21 protein-coding genes are annotated in these 26,039 nt (G+C 67.6%); 19 read left to right on the top strand and 2 right to left on the bottom strand.

Going from position 1 to position 26,039, the window contains the following annotated elements; genetic code table 11:
• Window positions 1–63 precede the first annotated feature (63 nt).
• Window positions 64–537 (bottom strand): MarR family winged helix-turn-helix transcriptional regulator, encoded by a 474-nt coding sequence (locus tag DK26_RS19650; RefSeq protein WP_083533382.1) that lies wholly within the window; start codon window positions 535–537, stop codon window positions 64–66.
• Between the two features lie 78 nt (window positions 538–615).
• Here DK26_RS19650 and DK26_RS19645 point away from each other — a divergent pair, with 78 nt between their 5' ends.
• The 7 genes from DK26_RS19645 to DK26_RS29915 all read left to right on the top strand — a co-directional run bounded on the left by DK26_RS19645 (window position 616) and on the right by DK26_RS29915 (window position 5,032).
• Window positions 616–1,023, top strand: coding sequence for a Rid family hydrolase (locus DK26_RS19645; protein WP_066476011.1), 408 nt, complete (start codon window positions 616–618; stop codon window positions 1,021–1,023).
• Window positions 1,007–2,086: a TRAP transporter substrate-binding protein gene (locus DK26_RS19640; RefSeq protein ID WP_066476009.1), complete on the top strand. Its 1,080-nt coding sequence runs from the start codon at window positions 1,007–1,009 to the stop codon at window positions 2,084–2,086. Before DK26_RS19645 ends, DK26_RS19640 begins: the two co-directional genes overlap by 17 nt.
• A 49-nt stretch (window positions 2,087–2,135) precedes the next feature.
• A complete protein-coding gene (locus DK26_RS19635; RefSeq protein ID WP_066476007.1) occupies window positions 2,136–2,831 on the top strand; it encodes an aspartate/glutamate racemase family protein in 696 nt (231 codons plus the stop codon).
• A gap of 169 nt (window positions 2,832–3,000) precedes the next feature.
• A complete protein-coding gene (locus DK26_RS19630; protein WP_083533380.1) occupies window positions 3,001–3,300 on the top strand; it encodes a PepSY domain-containing protein in 300 nt (99 codons plus the stop codon).
• 32 nt (window positions 3,301–3,332) lie between these two features.
• The gene (locus tag DK26_RS19625; protein WP_066476003.1) at window positions 3,333–3,869 is read left to right on the top strand and encodes a general stress protein; all 537 of its coding nucleotides are present in this window, start codon (window positions 3,333–3,335) and stop codon (window positions 3,867–3,869) included.
• Window positions 3,870–3,924: 55 nt separating this feature from the next.
• Window positions 3,925–4,128 (top strand): CsbD family protein, encoded by a 204-nt coding sequence (locus DK26_RS19620; protein ID WP_066476002.1) that lies wholly within the window; start codon window positions 3,925–3,927, stop codon window positions 4,126–4,128.
• A 778-nt stretch (window positions 4,129–4,906) separates the two neighbouring features.
• Entirely contained in the window at window positions 4,907–5,032 is a 126-nt protein-coding gene (locus DK26_RS29915; protein ID WP_282568049.1) for a hypothetical protein, read from the top strand.
• 217 nt (window positions 5,033–5,249) lie between these two features.
• Here the strand turns inward: DK26_RS29915 and DK26_RS19610 are convergent, their stop codons facing one another.
• The gene (locus tag DK26_RS19610) at window positions 5,250–5,618 is read right to left on the bottom strand and encodes a hypothetical protein (protein ID WP_066475998.1); all 369 of its coding nucleotides are present in this window, start codon (window positions 5,616–5,618) and stop codon (window positions 5,250–5,252) included.
• Window positions 5,619–5,970: 352 nt separating this feature from the next.
• On the opposite strand from DK26_RS19610, the gene DK26_RS19605 reads away from it, so the two are divergent.
• The 12 genes from DK26_RS19605 to DK26_RS19550 all read left to right on the top strand — a co-directional run bounded on the left by DK26_RS19605 (window position 5,971) and on the right by DK26_RS19550 (window position 25,943).
• Window positions 5,971–6,855, top strand: a complete 885-nt coding sequence (locus DK26_RS19605; protein WP_066475997.1) for a MurR/RpiR family transcriptional regulator — start codon at window positions 5,971–5,973, stop codon at window positions 6,853–6,855.
• A gap of 289 nt (window positions 6,856–7,144) precedes the next feature.
• Window positions 7,145–8,293, top strand: coding sequence for an enolase C-terminal domain-like protein (locus DK26_RS19600; RefSeq protein WP_066475995.1), 1,149 nt, complete (start codon window positions 7,145–7,147; stop codon window positions 8,291–8,293).
• Window positions 8,294–8,310: 17 nt separating this feature from the next.
• Window positions 8,311–9,069 carry a creatininase family protein gene (locus DK26_RS19595; RefSeq protein ID WP_066475994.1) on the top strand — a complete coding sequence of 253 codons (759 nt, stop codon included), beginning with the start codon at window positions 8,311–8,313 and terminating at the stop codon, window positions 9,067–9,069.
• Between the two features lie 58 nt (window positions 9,070–9,127).
• Complete coding sequence (locus DK26_RS19590) at window positions 9,128–10,663, top strand: ABC transporter substrate-binding protein (RefSeq protein WP_066475992.1); 1,536 nt, start codon at window positions 9,128–9,130, stop codon at window positions 10,661–10,663.
• Between the two features lie 302 nt (window positions 10,664–10,965).
• Window positions 10,966–11,907: an ABC transporter permease gene (locus DK26_RS19585; RefSeq protein WP_066475990.1), complete on the top strand. Its 942-nt coding sequence runs from the start codon at window positions 10,966–10,968 to the stop codon at window positions 11,905–11,907.
• Window positions 11,907–12,767: an ABC transporter permease gene (locus tag DK26_RS19580; protein WP_066475987.1), complete on the top strand. Its 861-nt coding sequence runs from the start codon at window positions 11,907–11,909 to the stop codon at window positions 12,765–12,767. The genes DK26_RS19585 and DK26_RS19580 overlap by 1 nt, the downstream gene beginning before the upstream one ends.
• A 2-nt stretch (window positions 12,768–12,769) precedes the next feature.
• Window positions 12,770–13,816 (top strand): ABC transporter ATP-binding protein, encoded by a 1,047-nt coding sequence (locus DK26_RS19575; RefSeq protein ID WP_066475986.1) that lies wholly within the window; start codon window positions 12,770–12,772, stop codon window positions 13,814–13,816.
• The gene (locus DK26_RS19570) at window positions 13,813–14,814 is read left to right on the top strand and encodes an oligopeptide/dipeptide ABC transporter ATP-binding protein (protein ID WP_066475985.1); all 1,002 of its coding nucleotides are present in this window, start codon (window positions 13,813–13,815) and stop codon (window positions 14,812–14,814) included. Before DK26_RS19575 ends, DK26_RS19570 begins: the two co-directional genes overlap by 4 nt.
• A 115-nt stretch (window positions 14,815–14,929) precedes the next feature.
• Window positions 14,930–15,196: a heavy-metal-associated domain-containing protein gene (locus DK26_RS19565; RefSeq protein ID WP_066475983.1), complete on the top strand. Its 267-nt coding sequence runs from the start codon at window positions 14,930–14,932 to the stop codon at window positions 15,194–15,196.
• Window positions 15,197–15,266: 70 nt separating this feature from the next.
• On the top strand, window positions 15,267–17,639 hold the full coding sequence (locus DK26_RS19560) for a heavy metal translocating P-type ATPase (protein ID WP_066475981.1): 2,373 nt from the start codon (window positions 15,267–15,269) through the stop codon (window positions 17,637–17,639).
• A 186-nt stretch (window positions 17,640–17,825) separates the two neighbouring features.
• Complete coding sequence (locus tag DK26_RS19555; RefSeq protein ID WP_157089738.1) at window positions 17,826–18,746, top strand: LytTR family transcriptional regulator DNA-binding domain-containing protein; 921 nt, start codon at window positions 17,826–17,828, stop codon at window positions 18,744–18,746.
• A 300-nt stretch (window positions 18,747–19,046) separates the two neighbouring features.
• Window positions 19,047–25,943, top strand: coding sequence for an autotransporter outer membrane beta-barrel domain-containing protein (locus tag DK26_RS19550; RefSeq protein WP_066475979.1), 6,897 nt, complete (start codon window positions 19,047–19,049; stop codon window positions 25,941–25,943).
• Window positions 25,944–26,039: the final 96 nt, after the last annotated feature.

Here is a 26,039-nt window from a genome sequence, read left to right as displayed (position 1 = left end):
TGCGTTATCGCCCGACTGAAAAGCGGAGCGGTCCCACTATCGCGCAAAGGCGGCGCCGTCGCGCTAGACGGTCGTGTCGAGCCAGTCGTCGCCCCGGAAGATCAGCCGGGCGAGAAGTCCGTCCAGCAATTCGCGATCGGCCGGCGAGACCAGCGGCTCGAGCATCGGGCGCTCGCGCGCGACGAAATAGGCGACGACCTTCTCGCTCATCGCCCGGCCCTCCCCAGTCAGCGAGAGCAGCTCGATCTTGCGGTTCTGCTCGGCCGGCTCCTTCACGATCATGCCGAGCCGCACCAGCTTGCCGACGGCCGGGCTGATGCTGTTGCGCGGCCTCCCGGTCATCTCGGCGATCTCGATCCCGCTCAGCGGCGTCATATGCGCCAGGCAGAACAGGATCGCCGCCTCGGCCCGGTTGAAGCCGAGATCGGCCTGCACCCGCGCATAGATGGCGCCCATCAGATAATTGGCCAGGAAGCTGATGCGATAGCCGGTGGTGATCGCATTGCCGGTGAGCATGGCCTTCGCAGAATCTCGCATGGCGCCGTGAATCCGATTGACAGGAATCTATGCCCGCCCTCTTATGTTCCGAACGGAACATAAGAGGGCGGGACGGTTGTGAGACAGCAGGTAGCCAGCGACGGCCCCTATGAAAAGCGGATCGGCTATTGCCGCGCGGTCCGCGTCGGCAACCATGCCGTCGTCGCCGGCACCACAGCCCTCGGGCCGAACGGCGTCGTCGGAGCTGGCGATGTCGAAATCCAGACCCGGGAAAGCCTGCGCAAGATCGCCGAAGCGCTGACGGCCTGCGGTATGAACGGGCTGAAGAGCACGGTCCGCACGCGCATCTTCCTGCGCCATGCCGAAGACTGGGAGAAGGTCGGAAACATCCACGGCGAGTTCTTCGGGCAGATCCAGCCCGTCACCTCGTTTCTCGCCGGGATCACCTTCATCCACCCGGACATCCTGATCGAAATCGAAGCTGACGCAATTCTCGGGGGAGAAGAAGATGGCGTTCACGCGTAGAAGGATACTGGCCGGGGCAGCCGCCGCCAGCACGGTCGCGGCACCGGCGGTGGCGCAGCAATCCGGCGAGGTGCGCTGGCGGCTGGCCTCGAGCTTCCCGAAATCCCTGCCGATCCTGTTCAACGCCGCCGAGAACCTGGCACGCCGGGTCGATCAGCTGACCAAGGGGCGATTCAAGATCCAGGTCTTCGCGGCGGGCGAGATCGTCGGCGGGCTGCAGGTGCTCGATGCGGTCGGCGCCGGCACCATCGAATGCGGGCACAGCGCGACCTTCTACTACACCGGCAAGGACAAGGCGCTCGCCTTCGACACCGGTCTGCCCTTCGGCCTCAACTCGCGCCAGCACATCGCCTGGATGATGCAGGGCGGCGGTCTCGAACTGCTGCGGCCGCTCTTCGCCCGCTTCGGCATCGTCCAGTTCCCGCTCGGCAACACCGGCTGCCAGATGGGCGGCTGGTTCCGCAAGGAGATCAATGGCGTCGCCGATCTTTCCGGCCTGAAGATGCGCATTCCCGGCATCGGCGGCGAGATCCTGTCGCGCATGGGCGTCGTGCCGCAGACCATCGCCGCCGGAGACATCTATTCGGCGCTGGAGCGCGGCACCATCGACGCGGTCGAATGGGTCGGCCCGGCCGATGACGAGCGCCTCGGCTTCCAGAAGGTCGCGCGCTACTATTATTCGCCGGGCTGGTGGGACTGCGGCCCGCAGATCAGCCTCTACATCAACGACAAAGCCTGGGCCGCCCTGCCCGACGATTTCAAGGCGGCGATCGAGACGGCGAGCGCCGAGTCGACCATGCTGATGCTGGCGCAATACGACACCCAGAACATGGCCGCGCTCCGCCGTTTGGTCGGCGCTGGCGTGCAGCTTCGCTCCTTTCCACGCGACGTCATGGAAGCCGCGTTCAAGGCGGCAGACGCCTATTACCGTGAGGAATCGGCGCGCAATGCCGAGTTCCGGCGGATCTACGAGCCGTGGACGCGCTTCCGCGACGAGATCCAGCAATGGTTCCGCATCGCCGAGCTGAACTACGACGTCTTCGCGCATACGCAGAAGCGATGAGCGGAACGAAGGCCGGAAACGCCGCCGCCCTGAGCGGCTCCGTCGCATCGTGAAGCCGCTCGGTCTGCTCGGCGGCATGAGCTGGGAGAGCACGGCGGTCTATTACCGCCTGCTCAACGAAGGCGCGCGCGCAAGGCTCGGCGGCCTCCATTCGGCGCCGCTCCTGCTCCATTCCTTCGATTTCGCCGAGATCGCCCGCCTGCAGGCGGCGGGCGCCATGGCGGAACTCGGCGGGCTGATGACGGCTGCCGCACGCGGTCTGGAGCGGGCCGGCGCCGCCGGCCTGCTGATCTGCGCCAACACCATGCATAGCCTCGCCCCGGAGATCGAGGCGGCGGTCGGCATTCCGCTGATCCATCTCGTCGACACCACCGCACGTGCCATCGAGGCTGCGGGATGCCGGCGCCCGGCGCTGCTCGCCACGCGCTACACCATGGAGCAGGAGTTCTATCGTTACCGTTTGGGTCGAAGCGGGCTGCTCGCGCCGGTCATCCCGGACGCGCGGGGGCGACTGGCGATCAACGACATCATCTTCGAGGAGCTGTGCCGCGGCGTCGTCCGCCCGCAATCGCGCCTGACCTGCCTGCGCGAGATGGAGCGCATGCGCCCGCAGGCGATCGACAGCGTCATCCTCGGCTGCACCGAGCTGACCCTCCTCCTCTCGCAGGACGATTTCGACCTGCCGGTCTTCGACACGACGACGCTGCACGTCGCCGCCGCCCTGGATTTCGCGCTTCCCGGCTGAGCCAGGCCGCAGGCCGCCCTGATGCGCGTGGAATTCGCGTCCACCGGCCGCAGCCCGGCACCGAACGGCGAGAACCTTCCTAGCATCTTCACTTTTTCGGGAACCATCGCGGCCGCTGCCGGTTTTATCGGCAGCGGACGAAATGCCGTTTACCCACAAGGAGATAATGATGCGGAACGTGGTTCTCACGTCGATTTTCTGCGCCTTGGTTTCGACGAGCGCGCTGGCGCAGACCTCGACCACATCGCCGATGCCGGCTCCGAATGCACCGGCCGATGCCAATGCGCCTCTCCCGGGCGCCAACAGCTTCACCGAGGGCCAGGCCAAGAGCCGGCTCGAAGCCAATGGCTACTCGAATGTCGGCGGTCTCAAGAAGGACGACAACGGCGTCTGGAAGGGAACGGCCACGCATTCGGGCGCCCAGGTCAACGTATCGGTCGACTATCGCGGCAACATCACCCGCAACTGAGCGACCTCAAGGACAACGGGAGACAACAAGACATGACCCAGACCATCACGCGATCCTACGACAACTATGAATCGGCTCGTATCGTCGTCGAGCAGCTCGAAGCCGCAGGTTTTTCGAGTTCCGAGATTAGCATTGTCGGTCGTCACGAGGAGACGGACGACAGCAATGCCGGAGAAGGTGCAGGCATCGGCGCGACGCTCGGCGGCGCCGCCGGACTACTCGCCGGCCTCGGCCTGCTCGCGATTCCCGGCATCGGCCCGGTGGTTGCGGCCGGCTGGCTCGCCTCTACGGCAGCCGGCGCGGTGGCCGGTGGCGCGGCCGGCGGCATTGTCGGTGCCCTCACCAGCGCCGGCACCAGCGCTGACGATGCCAACTACTATGCCGAAACCGTGCGCCGTGGCGGCTCGGTCGTCTCCGTACGGACCAGCGACGATCGCGCTCCGACCGCCGAAGCGATCATGGACGGCGCGACCCCGATCGATCGCGACGAGCGTCTCGCCGAGTACCGCCAGAGCGGCTGGAGCCGGTTCGACGAGAGGGCGGAGCCCTATCGCGGCCCGCTGATCTGATCGCCCTCCCACGGCAGCAGACACTCAACCCTCAACCCCTGACAGGAGAAATCCGATGGACTGGAACCGCGTCGAAGGAAACTGGAAGCAGCTCAAGGGCAAGGTCAAGGAGCAGTGGGGCAAGCTGACCGATGACGATCTCGATGTCATCGCCGGCAAGCGCGACCAGCTCGAAGGCAAGATCCAGGAGCGCTACGGCATCGAGAAGGACCGCGTGAAGACGGACGTCGATACCTGGTACAACCGCCAGACCTGGTGAACGAATGTCACGACCCCCGCACACTGCCCGTGCGGGGCTCGGAACGATAGCCCGCCGCCCGAAAGGACCGGCGGGCCATTTGTTCGGCGCCGCGCGTGCCGGCTACTTGCTGCCGCGGCTCGTCCCCTCGTCGTCATTGCTCATCTGTGCTGATGGCTCGGCACTGTTCGCTTGCTCAGCCGCACGCGCCGCCGCAGCGGCCTTGCGGGCGGCGCGCTTGCGCCTGTCGAGTCGGTCGAGGATTCGGGCTAGGCGCAGGGATGGGCGGCGCGACGACATGGACGTCTCCGATTGCGCGTTTTTGGGACAAAACGTTTCGAAATTGGACGGCATCGGCATAGTCGCCTTGCTCCGCGCAAATCACGCGCCACCACCAGCGCTTGCCCGGCATCAAACTCCTGCCCCACCTCTGTGATGGGCTGGCCGGGTTTCGAAACCGGAGAGCAAAATGCGACTGACCTTGGCCATACTCGCCCTGGCCCTCGGCGGATGCAGCGGCGCGCAGCAGCCGCAGGGATCCGCCCCTAATCTGACCGTCGGAACGGCGCAGTGCTCGAAGCACTCATGGGGAACATCGGCCATGGCCGAATGCCTCGATCGTGCCGCGGAGAGCCAGTCTGCGACCGCGACGGATGCGCGCTCGGAGGGCAATGGCTGAGCTCTACCTGCCCTTCGGGAAGGCCGACACTCCAGCCAAAACCTTGTGCAGCGCAGCAAAAACCCCTATCTTTGGTGTGCCTGAAGCAACCCTCCCCCTAGATTATGAAAGGAGAGAACCATGCTCGAACGGCACGACTCGGACGGCGCACTCGACGCCGAACACGAGAACGACATCGAGACGACCGAACAGGACGACTCGGAAACGTTCTCGCCACGCGCCCATCAGGATGGGTTCTGGAGCTAGTACCGGACGCTTTCAAATGGCAGTGCCAGACGTTGCCATCTGAAAGCAGTATCCGTCGATCATCGACGCCGGAGGCAGGGCTTGAGTACGCTGGGCTGCGCTATCGCCCGTCTGCCCTGCCTCGATAACTCCAATTGGGAAGAGGCGGAGGGCTGAATGGTCCTCCGCCACCTGGGAGAGACGACTCCTTCGGAGCCGCTAGCCGGCGGCACCTCGGTCAGCCGACACGCCTGGTGACGACCGTCAGCTCGCCCTCGTCGTTCACTTCGGCCATCACCACATCGCGGGTCGAGAACCCCTTGGCCTCGATGGCGGACTTCACGGCCGGAGCAGATTCGATCGCCTTCTGAAGCTGTTGCAGCTCGTTCGCCGTGCGGGTCGCCACGAGCTGGTTCACCTGTGCACGCGTCGCCTCGGGAAGTTCGTCGATCTCGACCACAGTGATCGCTCTGATCGTCGGCGCGGTCGATGGCGCCTGCGGCGCGGCGGCCGGGGGCGGGCTCGCAGGCGGGTCGGCCGGACGAGTCTGGGAGTTGGCGGCGCCAGCCAGCAAGAGCGCGGCACCGGCTGCGGCAATCGTGATCATTCGCATGGAGTTTCCTTCCATCGGTTGCGGATGAGCGCGCGATTGGACACCGGAAATGGGATCTGAGGCTGAACCCAATCGGGTCATTTCGTGACCATGTCGCGGCAGATGCATGGCGGGTACTTGCGAACAATCGGCCCTCACAGCATGGCGTGCTTGGCTCTATAGCCGCTCGTAGCCGCGCCCCTTGCCTGATCGTCCGCCCATCGAAATACTCGGGCGCGCGACAGCTGCATGGCCGGAAGCGCCGCGCTCGCGGCAGGAAGCTGTGGAACCGAGCGCGCCACGGATTTGCTTGGTTCCGGGCGAGGGATATCTGACGCCACCGCGGCGAGTGCCGGAAACTGGGACGATGCGCCACGTGAGCAGCCTGATCGACCGCATGCGGGTCGAAGCACCTGAGATGAACCGGGCCGAGCGGAATGTCGCCGAGATCATTCTGGCGGACATCGACGGCGCGGCGCGGATCAGCACCAGGGATCTTGCCGCACAGGCGCATGTCAGCGAGCCGACGGTGGTGCGCTTCGCCCGACGCATGGGCTGTGACGGCTTCACCGATTTCAAGATCCGCCTGGCCCAGGAATATGCGATCGGCCGGATGTACCTCGCCGCCGAGCGCCAGCAGCCGGCCGACACCGGCAACGAGGTCGCCGAGCACGTCTACAACGCGACCGTGCAGGCGCTGTCGATGGCCTTCGCCCAGCATGATCCGAAGGCGATCGAGGCCGCCGTCGACCTGCTCGACAAGGGTCGCCGCGTCTTCTGCTTCGGCGTCGGCGGCAGCTCGGCCAATGTCGCGACCGAAGCGGAAAACCGGCTGTTCCGCCTCGACGTCGCGGCATCCTCGACGGCCGACCCCTATCAGCAGCGCGTCATGGCCGCGACCTGCGGCCCCGACGATGTCCTCCTGATATTCTCTGTCACCGGCAAGCCGCGCTCGCTGCTCGACAGCGCCGAGATCGCCCGCAGCCAGGGCGCCGGAGTCATCGCCGTCACCCACCCGCCGAGCCCGCTCGCCGAGCTCGCCAGCGTGCTCGTGCCGCTGCAGGCCTTCGACGAGGAGAAGTTCTTCTACATGCCCAATCGCGGCCGCTACGGACAGCTCTTCCTGCTCGACTGCATCGCGACTCTGCTCGGCGCCCGCCGCATGAAGGCCGTCTCGAAGAAGCTCTGGCGCGCCCGCGCGACACTCATCGCCCTCCACGGCAGCACAGAGGGGCAGCCGATCGGCGACTGATATCCCCAATAGGTAGTTTTGCTACATTCATGAGACCCAAGAGCCAGCCGAGGCATCCGGCGCGGCCCTGCGGCGTATTGTCAAAATTATAAGATTCGTAAAATCAACTACATAGACACATGCAAACGCTGACCGACGGTAGCGCCCCATCCAGACCGACAGGCGCGTAGCCGCGACCACAGAAGCAATCGTGCGTGCAAATCGCATCGGCTAGATTGACAGTAAATGTAATCTAGCTACATTCCCGGCCGCCGCGCCAAGCGCCAACGATGAGAAGACGAGCCGAGCCATGCAGCCAGCCGACGGAACGATCCTGTCCTTCCAGTTCGACGAGGTCATCGTCCCCGCGAATCCTGGCGTCATCAATTCGGACAGTCTCGCCAAGCCGCTGCACATGCTGCCGGTCGCCGGAAAGGCGGGCTGGAGCGTGCAGTTCGACGAACTGCCCAAGCTGATCGTCCGGATGAAGCTGAAGAACGGCGTCGTCGGCATCGGCGAATTCTACCGCGACCATGAATGGCCGCGCCTGGAGGCGATCTGCGCCAACCTGATCGGCCAGTCGATCTTCGATCTGCCGCTGCAGGACCTGCCGCTGCCGCTCTGCCGCGAATATGACGGCTTCGAATGCGCGATCTGGGACGCCTATGCCAAGACGCTGGGCGTGCCGATGCACCGCCTGCTCGGCGGCGCCATCCGCGACCGCGTCAATGTCAGCGCCTGGTCGAGCCATCGCACGCAGGACGAGGTCGGCCCCTGGGTGAAGCGCTATTTCGAGCAGGGCTACAAGGTCATCAAGTTTAAATGCGACCTCGAGGACGACGTCGCCGGCTGGTGCGCCCGCATCAAGGAATATGCGCCCGGCATGAAGGTGATCTTCGATCCCAACCAGCGCTGGGAGAATGCGGGCAATGCCCGTCCGATCATCCGGGAGCTCGAAAAGGTCGGCAACGTCCTCCTGCTCGAGGACCCGCTGCCGCGCTGGATGCTGCAGGATTTCGCCGAGCTGCGTCGCTTCTCCTCGATCCCGATCGTGCTGCACGTCTCGCTGCCCTATATCTATCAGGGCCAGCGCGCGCATGACGCGATCAACGCCATCGCCCATGGCGCGGTCGACGGCTTCAACTTCAATTGCGGCCTCGCCAAGTTCCAGACGCTCGACCACATCGCCTCGACCGCCGGCGTCTATTGCTGGCACGGCTCGGAGGTCGACCTCGGCATCCTCGAGGCGATGTATGTCCACCAGGCCGCGGCGGCGAAGAGCTGCGTCTGGCCGAGCGACATTTTCGGCCGGATGATCCGCAGCCACGATCTGCTCGCCAAGCCGCTCACCTTCGAGCCGCCGCATGTGCGCATCCCCGATGACGGTCCGGGCCTCGGCATCGTCCTCGACGAGGCCGCCATCGCCCGCTTCCGCGTCGGCGGCCGCACGATTTCCTGAACAGCGAGCTCATTTCCATGCGTTGGGAAACCCTCACGACGAACGAAGTCGCCGCGCTCGATCGCGACATCCCAGTCGTGCTGAACGTCGCCGCGATCGAGCAGCACGGCCCGCACCTGCCGCTCGAGACCGACGCCGTCATCGGCGATCACTTCCTGCAGGCTCTGGAAGCGAAGCTCGGCGATCGCGTGCTGATCCTGCCGCAGGTCAAGGTCTGCTGCTCCGAGCACCATATGGACTTTCCCGGCACGCTCAGCGTCCGCCACGAGACCTTCCTGGCCTATGTCGGGGATATCCTCGAAAGCGTCGTGCGCCACGGCTTCCGCAACATCGTGCTGTTCAACAGCCATGGCGGCAACCAGGCGATCGGCCAGGTGCTGCTGGAGACCTTCGGCACGAAGCATCGCGACTGCCGCATCGCCTTCCTGACCTGGTGGCGCCTTGCCGCCAAGGAGCTTGGCGCGATCCGCGAGAGCGCCTTCGCCGGCATCAACCATGCCTGCGAGTTCGAGACCTCGCTGATGCTGCTCGGCGCACCCAAGAGCGTGCGCACCGCGCTGGTCTCGGGGATGAACTATGTCGGCACCCATGACTGGGCCAATGCCGACATGATCCTGCCGGCCCGCGGCGCCCTGTTCCGCTCGATGCATGAGATGTCCGGCGGCACCGGCGTCGTCGGCGATCCCTCGCTGGCCACGCGCGAGAAGGGTGAGCAGATCACCGCCGCCGTGGTCGAGCAGCTGGCCCATGTCGTGGAGACCATCCGCCAGCGCTGACGGAAAGCGCTGCTCATTTGACGTCAGACAGACAAGAAACCACAGGGAGGAAGCTGAAATGTTGACGAAACTAGCCCGGATCGGCGCGACCGCGCTCGCCGTCGCGGGATTGGGCGCTGCGGCGCCGGCCCTCGCCCAGCAGAAGGGCGGCACGATCAACGTCGCCACGATCGGCGAGCCCAACACGCTCGACCCGATGGTCGCCGCCGGCGACCTCCTGGGCATGATCAGCCAGCATTTCTACGAGACGCTCTACACCTTCGACAAGAACTGGGCGCTGACCCCGCTCCTCGCCGAGACGCTTCCGCAGATCAGCGATGGCGGCAAGATCTACACCATCCCGCTGCGCCAGGGCGTCACCTTCCACAACGGCAAGGCGATGACCGCGCAGGACGTCGTCGCCTCGCTGAAGCGCTGGACCGAGCTGGCCTCGCGCGGCAAGCTCGTCGCAGGCAACATCGCGTCGATCGAGGCACCTGACGACAAGTCGGTCAAGATCACGCTGAAGGCCCCGTTCGCACCGCTCACCGCGCTGCTCGCCTTCAACAACTCGGCGGCCGTGATCATGCCGGCCGACAAGATGGAAAACCCGATCAAGGACGTGGTCGGCACCGGGCCCTACCAGCTCAAGGAGCGCAAGCCCGACCAGTACATCCAGCTCGTCCGCTTCGACGGCTACAAGCAGCGCCAGGGCGAGCCGGACGGCTTCGGCGGCGCCCGCAAGCAGTATCTCGACGAGATCCGCTTCGTGCCGGTCCCCGACGCCAACACCCGCGTCGAGGGCGCGCTCGCCGGCCAGTTCGACTTCGCCGACCTGATCCCGGTCGAGGCTTTCGACCGGCTGAAGGGCCAGGCCAAGACCGAGCCGTTGCTGATGCAGGGCTTCGGCTGGCCGATGTTCATCATGAACAACAAGCAGGGCATGATGACCAACCTGGACATGCGCAAGGCTGTCCAGGCTGCGCTGAACGCCGAGGACATGCTGGCCGCCGCCTTCGGCAAGCCCGAGTTCTACAAGGTCGACGGCGCCATGTATCCGGAAGGCTATGTCTGGCGCAGCGATGCCGGCATCAAGGCCTACAACCAGGGCGATGCCGACAAGGCCAAGGCGCTGGCGAAGACCGCCAAGTATGACGGCGCGCCGATCCGCATCCTGACCAGCCGCCAGTACGAGTTCCACTACAAGATGGCGCAGGTCGCGGCCGAATACCTCAAGGCGGCCGGCCTCAAGGTCGACCTCCAGGTCGTCGACTGGGCGACTTTGGTGCAGCGCCGCGCCGAGCCGGCCCTCTGGGACATCTTCATCACGCACAGCCCGTTCCTGGCCGAGCCGGCGCTGATCGCGCCGCTGCCCGACAGCTATCCCGGCTGGTGGGCGAGCGAAGCCAAGAACAAGCTGCTGAACGCGCTCAACGCCGAGTCGGACGAGAAGAAGCGCAAGGCGATCTTCGCCGATCTGCAGAAGCTGATCTTCGACGAGGCGCCCTTCTACAAGGTCGGCGACTTCGCCGCCCTCAGCGCCAAGGCGCCGCGCCTGACCGGCTACAGCGCCTCGCCCTGGCCGTATTTCTGGAACGCCTCGCTCAAGCCGTAAGCGATTTTCCGGCACCTCACAGCATCGCGCTTCGGGAGCGGCCTCAGGCCGCTCCCGGACAACGCCGTAAAGGCCATTCGGAAACTCTCCGCCTCATCCTGAGGAGCCATTTCGTCTGAAATGGCGTCTCGAAGGATGGTCCAGGATGCTCCCGAGACATCAGGAGCATCCTTCGAGACGCCGCTTTGCGGCTCCTCAGGATGAGGGCGGTGAATTCCCGAACGGCCTCATGACAACACCCGCCGGCGCGGCGCTCGACCCGCAATCACTCTCTCACGAAGCACAACGGAAACCGGCACGCGATGACGCGATATGTGATGCAGCGCATCCTCGGCATGCTGGCGGTGATGTTCACGGTCGTGACGATCGTCTTCATCATCGTCCGCGTCGCCCCCGGCGACCCGGCGGCAGTCATGCTCGGCCCGGATGCGACCGCGGCCGACATCGCCGGCCTGCGCAGCCGGCTCGGGCTCGATCAGTCACTGCCGACGCAATACGTTCTGTTCCTCGGCCAGCTCCTGCGTGGCGATCTCGGCCAGTCGATCTTCCTCAACATGCCCGTGCTGAGCGCGCTCGCCGAGCGGGCCGAGCCGACCTTCTTCCTGACCCTGTTCTCGATCCTGATCGCGAGCGCCATCGCCCTGCCGGTCGGCATCCTCTCGGCCTATAAGCGCGGCTCGCTCTTCGACCAGCTCGCCACCACCTTCGCCATGTTCGCGGCGAGCATTCCGAGCTTCTGGCTCGGCCTGATCCTGATCCAGATCTTCGCCGTGCGTTATGGCTGGATGCCGGCTTCCGGCTATGGCGGCCCCGATGCCTCCTTCCTCGAGCGGCTGCGCCATCTCGTTCTGCCGGCGCTGGCGCTCGGCATCGTCTCCTCGGCCCTGATAACCCGCTTCACCCGCGCCTCGATGCTCGACGTGCTGAACGACGACTATGTCCGCACCGCCCGCTCCAAGGGCATGGGCGAATGGGGGGTCGTGATGAAGCACGCCCTCAAGAACGCGCTGATTCCCGTGCTCACCGTGATCGGCCTCACCGCGGCGCTGCTGATATCCGGCGCGGTCGTCACCGAGACGGTGTTCAGCCTGCCGGGCATCGGCAATCTTGTCGTCTCGGCCGTGCTGCGCCGCGACTATCCGGTCATCCAGGGCGCGCTCCTCGTCATCGCCGCCCTCTATGTGCTGATCAACTTCCTGATCGACATGCTCTATCTCGCGATCGACCCCAGGGTGCGCTACTGATGGCCGCTCCCTCCTCGCCAGCCGCCCGCCCGCGGCTCTCCAGCCTGATCCTGCAGCGCAAGACGCTGGTGATCGGCCTCGTCGTCCTCGCGATCATCGCGCTGCTGGCGATCCTCGCGCCGCTGATCGCGCCCTATTCGCCCAGCCGGCTTTCGGTGGTCAACCGCCTGAAGCCGCCGAGCGAGCGCTGGTTCTTCGGCACCGACGAGTTCGGCCGCGACATCTTCAGCCGCACCATCTATGCCGGCCAGCTCTCGCTGCTGGTCGGGGCGGCGGCGACGGCGCTCGCCGCGATCCTCGGCATCACGCTCGGCCTCGTCGCCGGCTTCTTCCGCCGCGCCGACGGCGTCATCGCCCGAATCATCGACGCGATGATGGCCTTCCCCGACATCCTCCTGGCGATCTCGCTGGTCGCGGCGCTCGGCCCCTCGCTCGCCACCGTCATCGTCGCGCTCGGCATCGTCTATGCGCCGCGCCTTGCCCGCATCGTGCGCGCCTCGACGCTGATCATCCGCGAATTGCCCTATGTCGAAGCGGCGCGGGCGCTCGGCGTGCCGACCTGGCGGATCATGACGCGCCATGTCCTGCGCAACCTCGTCTCGCCGATCCTGGTCCAGGCCACCTTCATCTTCGCGTATGCGATGCTGGCCGAAGCGAGCCTGTCCTTCCTCGGCGTCGGCGTCAGCCCGGAAATCCCGACCTGGGGCACGATGATCGCCGGCGGCCGGCAATATATCGGCCAGGCCGACTGGATGATGCTCTTCCCCGGCGCAGCGATCGTGCTCAGCGTCTTGTCGCTGCAGCTGGTCGGCGACGGCCTGCGCGATCTGCTAGATCCGCGCCTGCGCAAGGACCTCTGATCATGGCGACCACGGAAACAGCAGCCGTCGCCACGCGCGCGGTCGAGGACGACATCCTGCTCAAGGTGGAGGATCTCCAGACCCACTTCCTGCTGGGATCGCAGGCGGTGAAGTCGGTCGACGGCGTCAGCTTCTCGCTGCGCCGCGGCGAGACGCTCGCCGTGGTCGGCGAGTCCGGCTCCGGCAAGTCGGTGACCAGCCTGTCGATCATGCGGCTGCTTGCCCATCCCGGCAGCATCGTCGGCGGGCGCATCCTCTACCGGCTGCGCAGCGGCGCGGTCGTCGACCTCGCGCAGATGCCGCTGAAGCAGATGCGGGCCATTCGCGGCAGCGAGATCGCGATGATCTTCCAGGAGCCGATGACGAGCCTGAACCCGCTCTTCACCGTCGGCGATCAGATCATGGAGATGATCCTGCTGCACGAGCCCCTGTCGCGGCGTGAGGCGCGGGCGCGGGCCAAGCGCATGCTCGAACTGGTCGAGATCCCGGCGGCCGAGCGGCGCCTCGCGCAATATCCGCATGAGATGTCCGGCGGCATGCGCCAGCGCGTGATGATCGCGCTCGCTCTGTCCTGCAATCCGGCCCTGCTGATCGCCGACGAGCCGACGACAGCGCTCGATGTCACCATCCAGGCGCAGATCCTCGATTTGCTGCGCCGGCTCCAGGCCGAGATCGGCATGAGCATCCTGTTCATCACCCATAATCTCGGCGTCGTCGCCGAGATCGCCCATGAGGTCGCGGTGATGTACGCAGGCAGAGTCGTCGAGCAGGGGCCGGTCGCCGGCGTCTTCGCAAGGCAGCGCCACCCCTATACGCGCGGCCTGCTCTCCTGCATTCCCGATGCGCGGCGCGACCGCGTTCCCGGCCAGGGGCGCCGCCTGCTCAACGCCATCCCCGGCAGCGTGCCGAGCCCCCTCGCTTTGCCGCCGGGCTGCACCTATGCGCCGCGCTGCCCGCTGGCCGAGGCGCGCTGCACTGAAGCCGTGCCGCCGCTGCTCGACGTCGCGACCGCCCATCTCACCCGCTGCTGGAGGCACGACGCGCTGTGACGGCTGCAAGCACGCCCGCAAACCCGGTCGCTTCGGAGACGCCGCTCCTCTCCGTCCGCAATCTCCAGAAGGTCTTCTCAACCCGCGGCGGCGAAGTCCGCGCTGTCTCCGACGTCTCCTTCGAGGTCCGCCGCGGCAGCATCGTCGGCATCGTCGGTGAATCCGGCTCGGGCAAGACCACGGTAGGGCGCTGCATTCTGCGCCTGGTCGAGCCCTCCGGCGGCGAGGCCGTGTTTGACGGCGTCGACCTGTTCGGCCTGCCGGAGAAGGCGCTGCGCGCCTATCGCCGGCGCCTGCAGATCATCTTCCAGGACCCCTATTCCAGCCTCAACCCGCGCATGCGGGTCGGCGAGATCATCGGCGAGGCGATCGACACCCATGGCCTCGCCAAGGGCAAGGCACGCGAGGCGCGGATCGCCGAGCTGCTCGGCCGGGTCGGCCTCAACGCCGAGCATGCACGGCGCTACCCGCATGAATTCTCCGGCGGCCAGCGCCAGCGCATCGGCATCGCCCGGGCGCTCGCCGTCGAGCCCGAGCTGATCATCGCCGACGAGCCGGTCTCGGCGCTCGACGTCTCGGTTCAGGCGCAGGTGCTCAACCTGATCCAGGAACTGCAACGCGAGCTCGGCCTGACCATGGTCTTCATCAGCCATGACCTCTCCGTGGTCGAGTATCTCTGCGACGACATCGTCGTGCTCTATCTCGGCCGGATCATGGAGAAGGGCCCGGCGCAGGAGGTCTACGCCAATCCGCGCCATCCCTATACCAAGGTGCTGCTCTCGGCCGCCCCGGTGCCCGACCCCGGCGCCAAACGCGAGCGCGTCATCCTCAAGGGCGACATTCCGAGCCCGCTGAACCCGCCCTCGGGCTGCGTCTTCCGCACGCGCTGCCCGCATGTGATCGACGCCTGCGCCAGCGCGATCCCCGACATCGAGGAGGTCGGTCCCGGCCACAGCGTCGCCTGCATCCGCCAGAAGGAGCTCGCCGGTACGGCTTGACGAAGGCTCGGCGGCGAGCAGACCCGCTCGTCGTCCTTGGCGTGTGCAGAAGGCCTTGACCTTACCACTATGGGAAGGTGCAGGCTGCTGCCATCGTCAACTAGGACATCGAGTCATGAGCTGCTGCCAGCCACGTTCCCAGACTGCCGCGACCACCGCGGCACCGCCCGAAGGCGCGATCAGCTTTCGGGTCGATGACATGACCTGCGGCCATTGCGCCGGCACCATCAAGACCGCGATCGAGAGCAAGCTGCCGGGGACGTCCGTCGACGCCGACCCTGCCTCCAAGCTGGTCAGCGTCCGCGGCGGCGCTGACTTCGCGGCGCTCGAGTCGATCGTTACCGCCGCCGGCTACACGCCCGGCCCGCAGCTCGTCCGCTGAAAGGCACGCGCAGCCGGCACTGCTGCTGCCGGCTGCGCCTGACAGCACTGCGGAAAAGGAGGACGGCACGATGGCTGATCACCAGCATCACGGACATCACGAGCACGGTCACCATCACGGCCATGGCCGCGCCACGCCGGACAGCGTCAAGGATCCGGTCTGCGGCATGACCGTCGATCCCGCGACGGCCAAGTACAGCGCCTCGCACGCCGGCAAGCGCTATTTTTTCTGCTCCGATGGCTGTCGCGGCAAGTTCGAGGCCAAGCCGACCGCCTACGCCGAGACCGCAGCGACCGCGCCGAAGCCCGCTGCGGCGCCCGCGCCCGAAGGCACGATCTACACCTGCCCGATGCATCCGCAGATTCGCCAGCCCGCCCCGGGCAGCTGCCCGATCTGCGGCATGGCGCTCGAGCCGGAGATGCCGACTGCCGATCAGGGGCCGAGCCACGAGCTCGTCGACATGACCCGGCGCTTCTGGGTCGGCCTCGTCCTGACGTTGCCGGTCTTCGCACTCGAAATGGGCGGCCATCTCATCGGCCTGCACAAACTGATCGCGCCGCAGAATTCCAACTGGCTGCAGTTCATCCTGGCGACGCCCGTCGTGCTCTGGGCCGGCTGGCCCTTCTTCGAGCGCGCCTTCGCATCGCTCGTCAATCGCAGCCTGAACATGTTCACGCTGATCGCCATGGGTACGGGCGTCGCCTGGATCTACAGCGTGATCGCGACCTTCGCTCCCGGCATTTTCCCGCCGACTTTGCGCGCCGCCGACGGCTCGGTCGCCGTCTATTTCGAGCCCGCGGCCGTCATCACCGTGCTGGTGCTGCTCGGGCAGGTGCTGGAACTTCGGGCCCGCGAGCAGACCGGCGGCGCGATCCGCGCCTTGCTCGATCTCGTGCCGAAGACCGCGCGCCGCGTGCGCGAGGATGGCGAGGACGAGGACATCCCGCTGGAATCCGTGCATGTCGGCGACCGCCTGCGCGTGCGCCCGGGCGAGACCGTGCCGGTCGATGGCGAACTCATCGAAGGCCGCAGCTCGCTCGACGAATCCATGGTCACCGGCGAATCCATGCCGGTCACCAAGGAGGTCGGCGCGGCGCTGATCGGCGGCACGCTCAACCGCACCGGCGGCTTCATCATGCGCGCCGGCAAGGTCGGCAGCGACACCATGCTGGCCCGGATCGTCAACATGGTCGCCGAGGCGCAGCGCTCGCGCGCGCCGATCCAGCGCCTGGCCGACCAGGTCTCCGGCTGGTTCGTCCCGCTCGTCATCGTCATCGCCATCGCGGCCTTCGCCGCCTGGATGATGTTCGGCCCGGAACCGCGCCTCGCCCATGCCCTCATCGCCGCAGTCGCGGTGCTGATCATCGCCTGCCCCTGCGCGCTCGGCCTGGCGACGCCGATGTCGATCATGGTCGGGGTCGGGCGCGGCGCCGGCCTCGGCGTTCTGATCAAGAATGCCGAGGCGCTCGAGCGCTTCGAGAAAGTCGACACGCTGGTCGTCGACAAGACCGGCACGCTAACCGAAGGCCAGCCCCGGCTGATCGCCATGCGGACGGTCGGCGGCATCGACCAGAACGAGCTGCTGCGCCTTTCCGCCTCGCTCGAGCGCGCCAGCGAGCATCCGCTCGCCAACGCGATCGTCGAGGCCGCCAAGGAGCGCGGCCTCAGCCTCGCCGAAGCCCGGGATTTCGACAGCCCCGTCGGCAAGGGCGTGACCGGCAGCGTCGAAGGCCGCGCGCTGGTCATCGGCAGCCACCGGATCATGGGCGAGCTCGGCATCGACTTCTCCGCCCTCTCCGCCGAGGCGGAGACCCTGCGCGGTGAAGGCGGCACGGTGATCTTCGTCGCCATCGACGGCAAGGTCGCCGGCCTCTTGGCGATCGCCGATCCGATCAAGCAGACCACCCCGGCTGCGATCCGCGCGCTCCGCGACGCCGGCATCCGCGTGGTCATGCTGACCGGCGACAACCGCACGACCGCGCAGGCCGTGGCGCGCCAGCTCGGCATCGACGAGGTCGAGGCCGAAGTGCTGCCGGAGGAGAAGAGCGCCGTTGTCGACAAGCTGCGCGGCCAGGGCCGGGTGGTCGCGATGGCCGGCGATGGCGTCAATGACGCCCCTGCCCTCGCCGCCGCCGATGTCGGCGTCGCCATGGGAACCGGAACCGACGTCGCGATCGAGAGCGCCGGCGTCACCCTGGTCAAGGGCGACCTGCAGGGCATCGTGCGCGGGCTCCAGCTCAGTCGCGCGACGATGAGCAATATCCGGCAGAACCTGTTCTTCGCCTTCATCTACAACGCCGCCGGCGTCCCGGTTGCCGCAGGCCTGCTCTATCCGTTCTTCGGCATCCTGCTTTCGCCGATCATCGCGGCAGCGGCGATGGCGCTGTCCTCGGTCAGCGTGATCGGCAACGCGTTGCGCCTGCGCGTCACGGCGCTCGACTGATCGCCGGCTGATCTCTGGCGGAACCATCGCCTCCCTGCGGGCTCCGAGGGAACTCCAAACTCGCAGCACCTGATAGCGAAGCGCCAGCCCAGCTTGCTCGGGACTGGCGCTTTTTCGTGCCGCCTTCACCGCCACCTTGGCTTGCCAGGCGACGGCGCACGCGCTTGACTGCCGCGTCCGCGAGCGGTGAACAGCTTGATATCCAGCTACCAGACACTGCCGCACGACGACCTTGCAGCCTTCACCGCGCCGGACTGGGCCTTTCGATCCGCCCTGCATCTGCTGACGCAGCCGGTCGACGCGGCGATCTCGTCGCTGCTGGAAGAGCTTGGACACAAGGCGGCCGCCGACCGGGCCTGGATGTTCGAATACGATGCCGAGCTGCTGCGCTTCCGCAATACGCATGAATGGTGCCGCTCAGGCATTCCATCCTTCGTCGAGGATCTGCAGGACGCCCCGGTCACCATGATTGCCTGGCTGCAGCAGTTCCTGGCCGCCGGAAAGGCGGTGATGATCGACCGCGTCGAAGCGCTCCCGCGCGCGGCCCGGGCACTGCTGGTCGAGATGCTGCGGCAGGGCGACAAGAGCGTTTTGTCGGTGCCGGTCTTCCACGACGGACGCTTGCGCGCCTGCATCGGCTTCGATGCGGTCAGGGCGCAGCATCGCTGGTCGAGCGCCGAGGTGAAGGCCCTGTTCCAATGCGCCGAGCTGATCGCGAGCGCGCGCTATGGCGGCACGGACGCGGCGCATACCGGCGCTGGCAAGGCGGATCTGGAACCGCTGATCTATCTTCGCAAGCGCGGCGGTGCGCATGGCGTGAAAGCAAGTTTGATCGTCGGCCTGCGGGCGGCGCGGAATTACACCGAAGTCTGTCTCGCCGACGGGTCCTCGGTGCTCGACCTGCGCCCGCTCGCGCTCTGGTTGGCGCTCGTCCCGCAGGCCTCGTTCCTGCGCATCCACCGCACCGCGCTCGTCAATCTGCTCCATGTCCAGGATGTCGAACGGCCCTCCGGCGACCGCTGGCAGGTAAAGCTGCGCGCGCTCGACCGCGCCTGGCCGGTGTCCCGTCCGCACCGCCAGGAACTGCGCTCGCGCCTCGGCATCTGACCCTCTCATCGACGATCTCGGCATTCCGGCGCCGGAATTCGTTTACGATGTTTCGCGCTCTCCCGCCGTTCGTCCATCCCAAATGTCGATTGGTCCTTACGCGATTGCCAAGCGCCAGGGCTGTGGGACCATTTCCGAAGCGTGGCGACGCAACGACGATTCGGGGCTGGGCCTATGAGACAGGACGGAGTTGCAGGCCGCGCCGCGGGGCGCAGCGGGCCCCAATCCCGTGCCCGCTCGCGCGCCAGGGAATTTCGCCTTTCGGTCTCCCATCTTGCGCTCACGGCCCTGGTGGGTTCGATGGCCCTCGCAGCAATCACCCCGGCGCAAGCGGACTGCCCTGCCCTGCCCGGAGGCTTTTGTTTCAGCATCTCCGGCGCCGCCGGTTCCGACGGCCATGGCGGCAACAACTATCTCGGCGGTGACGGGCAATGGGGTGACTATGGGAGCAGCGGGATCGTCACCCTGCCCACCACCGTCCACGCCAACGGATCGGCCGCCGCGACGGTCGCCAGCAATGGCGGCGACGGCGGCTGGGGCGACCGTTCCCGGCCGAGCTATGGCTGGGGCGGCAATGGCGGGCCGGGCGGTGGGCTGCACGTCCACGGGACCGGCACGACCGTCATCAACAATGCCGGCTATGGCATCGACATCTGGGCGCGGGGCGGCAATGGCGGCCCCGCGGCGATCAATGCGGCCGAGAACGATTATGACGGGCGCGACCGCGGCTCGGGCGCTGCCGGCGGTGTCGTCGTCGTCGATCTCAGCGGCATCACCACGGCGACGCAGGCCGGCGGCGTCAGGGTCAATGTGCGCGGCGGCAACGGCGCCAATGGTGCGATCCGGCCGGTCGCGCACAACCCGCGCGGAGGCGCCGGCGGCAATGGCGGTCAGATCATCGCCAGCATCTCCGGCAACCTGACCACCGCGAGTGCCGGCGGCGACGGCGCGATCACCTTGAGCGCCAATGGCGGCACTGGCGGCAACAGCGCGGGAGATGGCGGCGGCGGCTGGCCGCGGAGCGGCGGCGACGGCGGGCTGGGTGGCACGATCAGCCTGAACTTCTCCGGCACGATCCAGTCGCGGCGCTATGGCATCCATGCCGAAAGCCGCGGCGGCGGCGGCGGGAGCGCCGCGCAGGACAGCAATGGCGACGACTACCAGACACCGGGCGGCTATGGCAGCGCCGGCGGCAACATCGCGCTGACCCTCGGGCAAGGCCGGATCACCATCACTGGGGATGGCGTCGACGCCGTATTCGCGACGAGCACCGGCGGCAATGGCGGCCATGGCGGATCGAGCCATCCCGGCAACCCGCAGACCGGCAAGGCCGGTGGCAATGGCGGCTCCAGCGGCAGCATCACCATCGACAGCGCGATCGGCATCGAGACGCGCGGCACCAACTCGATCGGCATCAACGCGATCGTCGCTGGGGGACTCGGCGGCGCCGGCGGCTCGGATTCCGGCATCATCTACTCGAAGGGCGGCGCCGGCGGCCGCGGCGGCGCCGAACAAGACCTGCGCATCACCAACAGCGGCGCGATCTCGACCTTCGGCATCGGCTCGCACGGCATCGTGGCGCAGAGCCTCGGCGGTGGCGGCGCCTCGGCCGGTTCGGCCAGCGGCGGCATTGTCTCGATCGGCGGCAAGGGCGGCAATGCCGGCAGCGGCGGTGTGATCTCGCTGACCAACTACGCATCGGTCCAGACCAAAGGTGACGGCGCGAATGGGCTCATGGCCCTGAGCATCGGCGGCGGCGGCGGCATCGGCGGCGGCTCGCTCGCGACGCCGGGCATTCCCTACGGCGTCGGCGTCAGCCTCGGCGGCAGCGGTGGCGCGGCCGGCGACGGCGGTGCCGTCACCGCCCTGAATGCCGACAACCTGACGACGCTCGGCAAGGATGCCGCCGGCATCGTCGCGCACAGCATCGGCGGTGGCGGCGGCAACGCCAACCAGGCCCGCCTGATCGGCGTCAGCTTCGTCAACGTCGCCATCGGCGGCAAGGGCGGCGCCGCAGGCCATGGCGGCAACGTCCAGGTCATCAATGACACGAACCTGACCATCCTGACGAAGGGCGCCGGCAGCACCGGCATCGACGCCAAGTCGATCGGCGGCGGCGGCGGCAACGCCGGCGGCACCTATTCGTTCTCCGTCAACGTGCTTCCGGTCGTCAGCGTCGGCATTGGCGGCGATGCCACGCACGGCAGCGGCACCGGCAATGGCGGCGCCGTGAAGGTCGAGAATGAAGGGAACGTCACGACCGAAGGGGCGCAGGCCACCGCGATCCTGGCGCACAGCATCGGCGGCTCCGGCGGCAAGGGCGGCCCCGTCGACATGACGACGGCCGGCGCGCTCGTGAATGTGGCGACGGCGGTCGGCGGCGATGGCGGCGGCGGCGGCTCCGGCGGTTCGGTGACTATTTTCAATGGCCCTGTCGGCATCATCTCGACGCTCGGAACCGGCAGCATCGGCCTCGACGCCCAGTCGATCGGCGGCGGCGGCGGCGCGGGCGGAGCCGCCAGCTCCGACCAGCTCACCATTGGCGTCGCTCCGCCGAATTACCCCTCGGGCCTCGGTGTCAACACGGTGGTCGGCGGAGCCGGCGGCTCCGGCGGTGCAGGCGGCGCCGTGATCGTGACGAACAATGGCGGGGTCGCCACGGCCGGCGACAATGCGACCGCCATCTTCGCCAAAAGCATCGGCGGCGGTGGCGGTTCCGGCGGCTCGGCGATCGCGCACAGCGTGCTGCTGGCGACAGGAGCCTCGCTCGCCGTCTCCACCGCAGTGGGCGGCAAGGGCGGCTCCGGCGGCGATGGCGGCACGGTCACGGTCGACAATGTCGTGGACGTAACGGGAGAAGACGCTCCGCCGTCGATGGTGACGGGCGGCGCCCATGCCGCGGGCATCGCGGCATTGAGCGTCGGCGGCGGCGGCGGCTCGGGCGGCAACACGATGAGCCTGGTCACGCTGGGCTCGCTGCCGCCGAAGGGACTCGACCCGAGCGTCGCGACCAAGATCACCGGCAATTTCAGCGTTGCTGTCGGCGGTACCGGCGGTGGCGGCGGCCGCGGCGGCACCGTTACCGTCAGCAATGGCGGCAGCATCGTCACCCGTGGTGACGGGGCGTATGGCGTGCAGGCGCAGAGCACCGGCGGCGGAGGCGGCTCGGGCGGCAACGCAGCGGGCCTCGCCTCGTCGATCCCCACCCTCAGCGGCGCGGTGAATGTCGGCGGCAAGGGCGGATCGGGCAATATCGGCGGCGCTGTCAGCGTGACGAACAGCGGCACGGTCATCACCGGCGGCGCCGATGCGACCGCGATCCTCGCACAGAGCATCGGCGGCGGCGGCGGCTCGGGCGGCAATGCGGAACGCCTCACCGGCGATACCTTCAACTCGCTGGTCGGCGATGCCAGCGCCCTCGGCAAGCTCGTCACCTTCCTGCGAAAATTCGGCTCGGAAGGCTGGGACAACCCCGACTTCTCGCCCAGCGTCAACGCCTCCGTCTCGATCGGCGGCAGCGGCGGCAGCGGCAATCATGGCGGCACGGTCAGCGTCTCCAGCACAGGGCCGATCACGACGAGCGGCGCGGGTTCCGCCGGCATCGAGGCGCAGAGCGTCGGCGGCGGCGGCGGCAAGGGCGGCCATGCCTATGCCGGCATGCAGGCCGCCTACCTTACCGCGCTCAACGACACCCTGACCAAGTTCCTGGGCAATGCCAGCAGCTACAAGAAATTCTCGCTGTCGTTCGGCGCGAATATCGGCGTCGGCGGCTCGGGGGGCGCCGGCGGCGATGGCGGCGCCGTCACGGTCACCAACAGCGGAGCGATCACGACCGCTGGCCACGCTGCGGCGGGCATCGTCGCCCAGAGCATCGGCGGCGGCGGCGGCAATGGCGGCGGCTTCGGCAAGGAGAACGGTGATCTCGACGTCTCGCCGGAAGGGTCGGCGATGCTCGACATTCTCCGCAACATCCTGCCGTTCAAGCTCTCCGCCACTACCAACGTCAACATCGGCGGCTCCGGCGGCGCTGCCGGAACGGGCGGAGCCGTGACGGTCACCAACGGCGCCGGCGGCAGCATCTCCACCAAGGGCGATGCGTCGGACGGCATCCTCGCCCAGAGCATCGGCGGCGGCGGCGGCAATGGTGCGCACGCCGCGCCGACGCTTGCCGGAGCGACCCTCAACCTCACCTTCCAGCATGGTGGCAAGGGCGGCGGCGGCGGCGCCGGCGGTCTGGTCACGGTCGACAATGCCGGCACGGTCACGACCGGCGGCGCGGGCTCCTCCGGCGTTCTCGCGCAGAGCATCGGCGGCGGCGGCGGCAAGAGCGCCGAGATATTCGGTGGCGGCGGCAATGTCCTGACCGGAACCCTCGGCGGCAGCGGCGAGGTCAAGATGGGCGCGGACGGAGCCACCGGCGCCGGCGGCGACGTCACGGTCACGACATCAGGCAGTATCGCGACGCGCGGGGTCCTGTCGCATGGCGTCCTGGCCCAGAGCATCTCGAACGGCGGCGGGGCTCATCTGTTCGTCCTGCCCAAGACCTCCGAGGCCCCGGCCCTCGCGCCGACCTACGCGCTTGGCGCGACCGGCGGCTCGGGCACGTCCCATGGCGGCACCGTGAAGAACGATATCGCGGGCACGATCACCACGTCGGGCGGCGCCGCCTTCGGCGTCCTCGCCCAGAGCATCGGCAATGGCGGCGGCTATGCCGTCGCGGCCGCCGGCGACGGGCTTCTCGACACGCCGACCAAGGTGACGTTGGGCGCCAGCGCCAGCGCCAGGGGCGATGGCGGCGCGGTCGGCGTCACACTCGCAACCGGCGGCCTCGTCGCCACGGAAGGTCGCAACGCGATCGGCGTCCTCGCCCAGAGCATCGGCGGCGGTGGCGGCGTGGCCGCCCTTACAGCCGCGCCGGGCCTGATCACGCTCGTCAATCCGTCGAATCCGGCCGCCGGTGCAGGCGGTGCGGTGAGCCTCGCGGTCAACGGCCAGGTGCAGACCATGGGCGACGGCGCCGTCGGCGTCCTCGCCCAGAGCATCGGCGGTGGCGGTGGCCTTGCCGGCGACATGGCCTCGGCGAGCTACGATCTCGGCCTGATCAGGGATGGCGGCACGGGCGGCTCGGGTGCTGGCGGCCATGTCACCGTCAACGTCACCGGCATCGGCTATCTCGACGGCCGATCCAGGGTTCCCGGCGTCGTAACGCACGGCGCCAACGCCCCGGCGATCCTGGCGATCAGCCTCGCCAATGGCGGCGCTCTCACCGATCAGGGCATCCTAGCGCGGCGCGCGGCCTCGGGCGCCGGCGATGCGGCCGGCGCGATCACGATCAGCGTCGACAAGGCGGCGGCGGTCACAGCCTATGGCGCAAACTCCCCCGGCATCTACGCGATCAGCCGCGGCGAAGGCGCCACGGGACCGAACGGCGGCGACATCAACGTCTCGGTGGGGGGCGGTTCGAGCGTTCGAGGCGGCAGCGGTCCGCGCGGCGCCGCCATCGTCACCAGCACGACCGGCAACACGACGATTACGAACGCCGGAACCATCGCCTCGCTCGGCGGCGTCGCCATCGTCACTTCCGGCCCCACCAGCGTGACCAATGCGCAGGGAGGCACGCTCGACGGTGATGTCCGGCTCGCGGTGGACACGTCCTTCGGTCCGCTGAACACCATCGTGAACAATGGCGACTTCAGCCCGGGAACGACGATCTTCCTCGGCAAGAATGGCGGCGTCCTGACCAATTCCGGCTACATGGACCTGACCGCGCCGATCGCCGGACAATACGATACGACCCGCCTGACCGGGCAGTTCGTCCAGACCGCCAGCGGCACGACAATCTTCGGACTCGATTTCCGAGGCGGAAAGAGCGACGTCCTATCGGTCAGCGGCGCGACGCAGTTCGGCGGCGAGATCGAGTTCGACACCCGAAACCCGCTGAAGGGCTACTCGCTGCCGATCGCGCATTTCGACCATGGCGTGCAGGGTTTCTCGGCCAAGACCGGCGATCTGGAAGGCCTCCCGATCAGCTACACGCTGCGCTTCAGCCCGGATGGGCGCGACCTGTCGGTGTCGCCGCAGGGCAATTTCGCCAGGGCAGGCGCAACCTTCGCCTCCGACCAGGCGAACCTCGCGAATTATCTGCAGGCGCTGTGGGATTCCGGCCATACCGGCGCGGCTCCCCTCTTCACCTATTTCGCCCGCCTGAAGGATGCCTCGAGCTACGCCGGCATGCTGGGCGGCATGGCCAATGATTCCGCGCATAGCCGGCTTTCGGCACAGGCGCATCACTCCTACGGCTTCTTCAACAGCCTGATGAGCTGCCCCTATTTCGCCGATGGCAGCACGCAGCGCAACGAGGGGGAATGCGTCTGGGGCCGGGTGACGGGCAACCGTCTCGATCGCGGCGGCAGCCGCGACGACAGCGGCTATCGCGCGCTGATGTCGACCTATCAGATCGGCGCGCAGAAGCAGATCGCGCCCAACTGGTTCCTCGGCGGCTCACTGAGCTACATGGCAGGCGACACGAAATCGGATGGTTCGGTGGTCGCGACGACCAGCCACACCGTCAGCGGCGGCCTCGCGCTGAAGCGGCAGGTTGGCCCCTGGCTTTTCGCCGCTGGCCTGCGCGCCGGCTATGAAAGCAACGAGATGAAGCGGCAGGTGCTGGTGCCGGGCTTTGCCGGCCTGGCGCGAAGCGAGCCGCAGTTCCTGCATGTCGGCGCCCGGCTGCGCGCCGCCTACGAGTTCGCCTTCCCGAACTGGTACCTGCGGCCGCTGGTCGATTTCGACCTCGGCTATGCCCACCAGCAGGCCTATCGCGAAAGCGGCGCCGGGCTGTTCAACCTGTCGGCCCAGACAACCGGCCGGGCGAACCTCATGGTGACCCCCGCACTCGAAATCGGCGGCCGCATCGACCTTCCCAACGACACCATCCTGCGGCCCTACGCGACCCTTGGCGTCAGCTTCCTGGCGGGCAGCGACTGGACGGCGCGCATGCAGCTCAGCGAGTTCGCCGCGAGCGGCATCGCCCCGTTCCGGATCACGACCGGCGCGCCCGACGTCTATGGCAACCTGACTGCCGGCCTCGAACTGCAGACCAAAGGCGGCTTCGAGCTGCGCGCCGAGTACAGCCTGCGCGCCGCTGACCGCTACACCGGCCAGACCGCTTCGCTGCGCGCAGCGCTGCGGTTCTGAGGGCGAGCCGACGACCTCGGCCAGGCCTCTGGACGGCGGTTGCATGCATGGTCAACGGGGGCTTCGTCTCATCAGCGGAGACGAGGGCATGCACAA

This window comes from Allobosea sp. WAO (assembly GCF_001509835.1).
In the GTDB taxonomy this organism is placed as follows: Bacteria; Pseudomonadota; Alphaproteobacteria; order Rhizobiales; family Beijerinckiaceae; genus Allobosea.
Note: the sequence above shows the minus strand (reverse complement) of the source record. Positions and strands in the feature narration are given on the sequence as shown.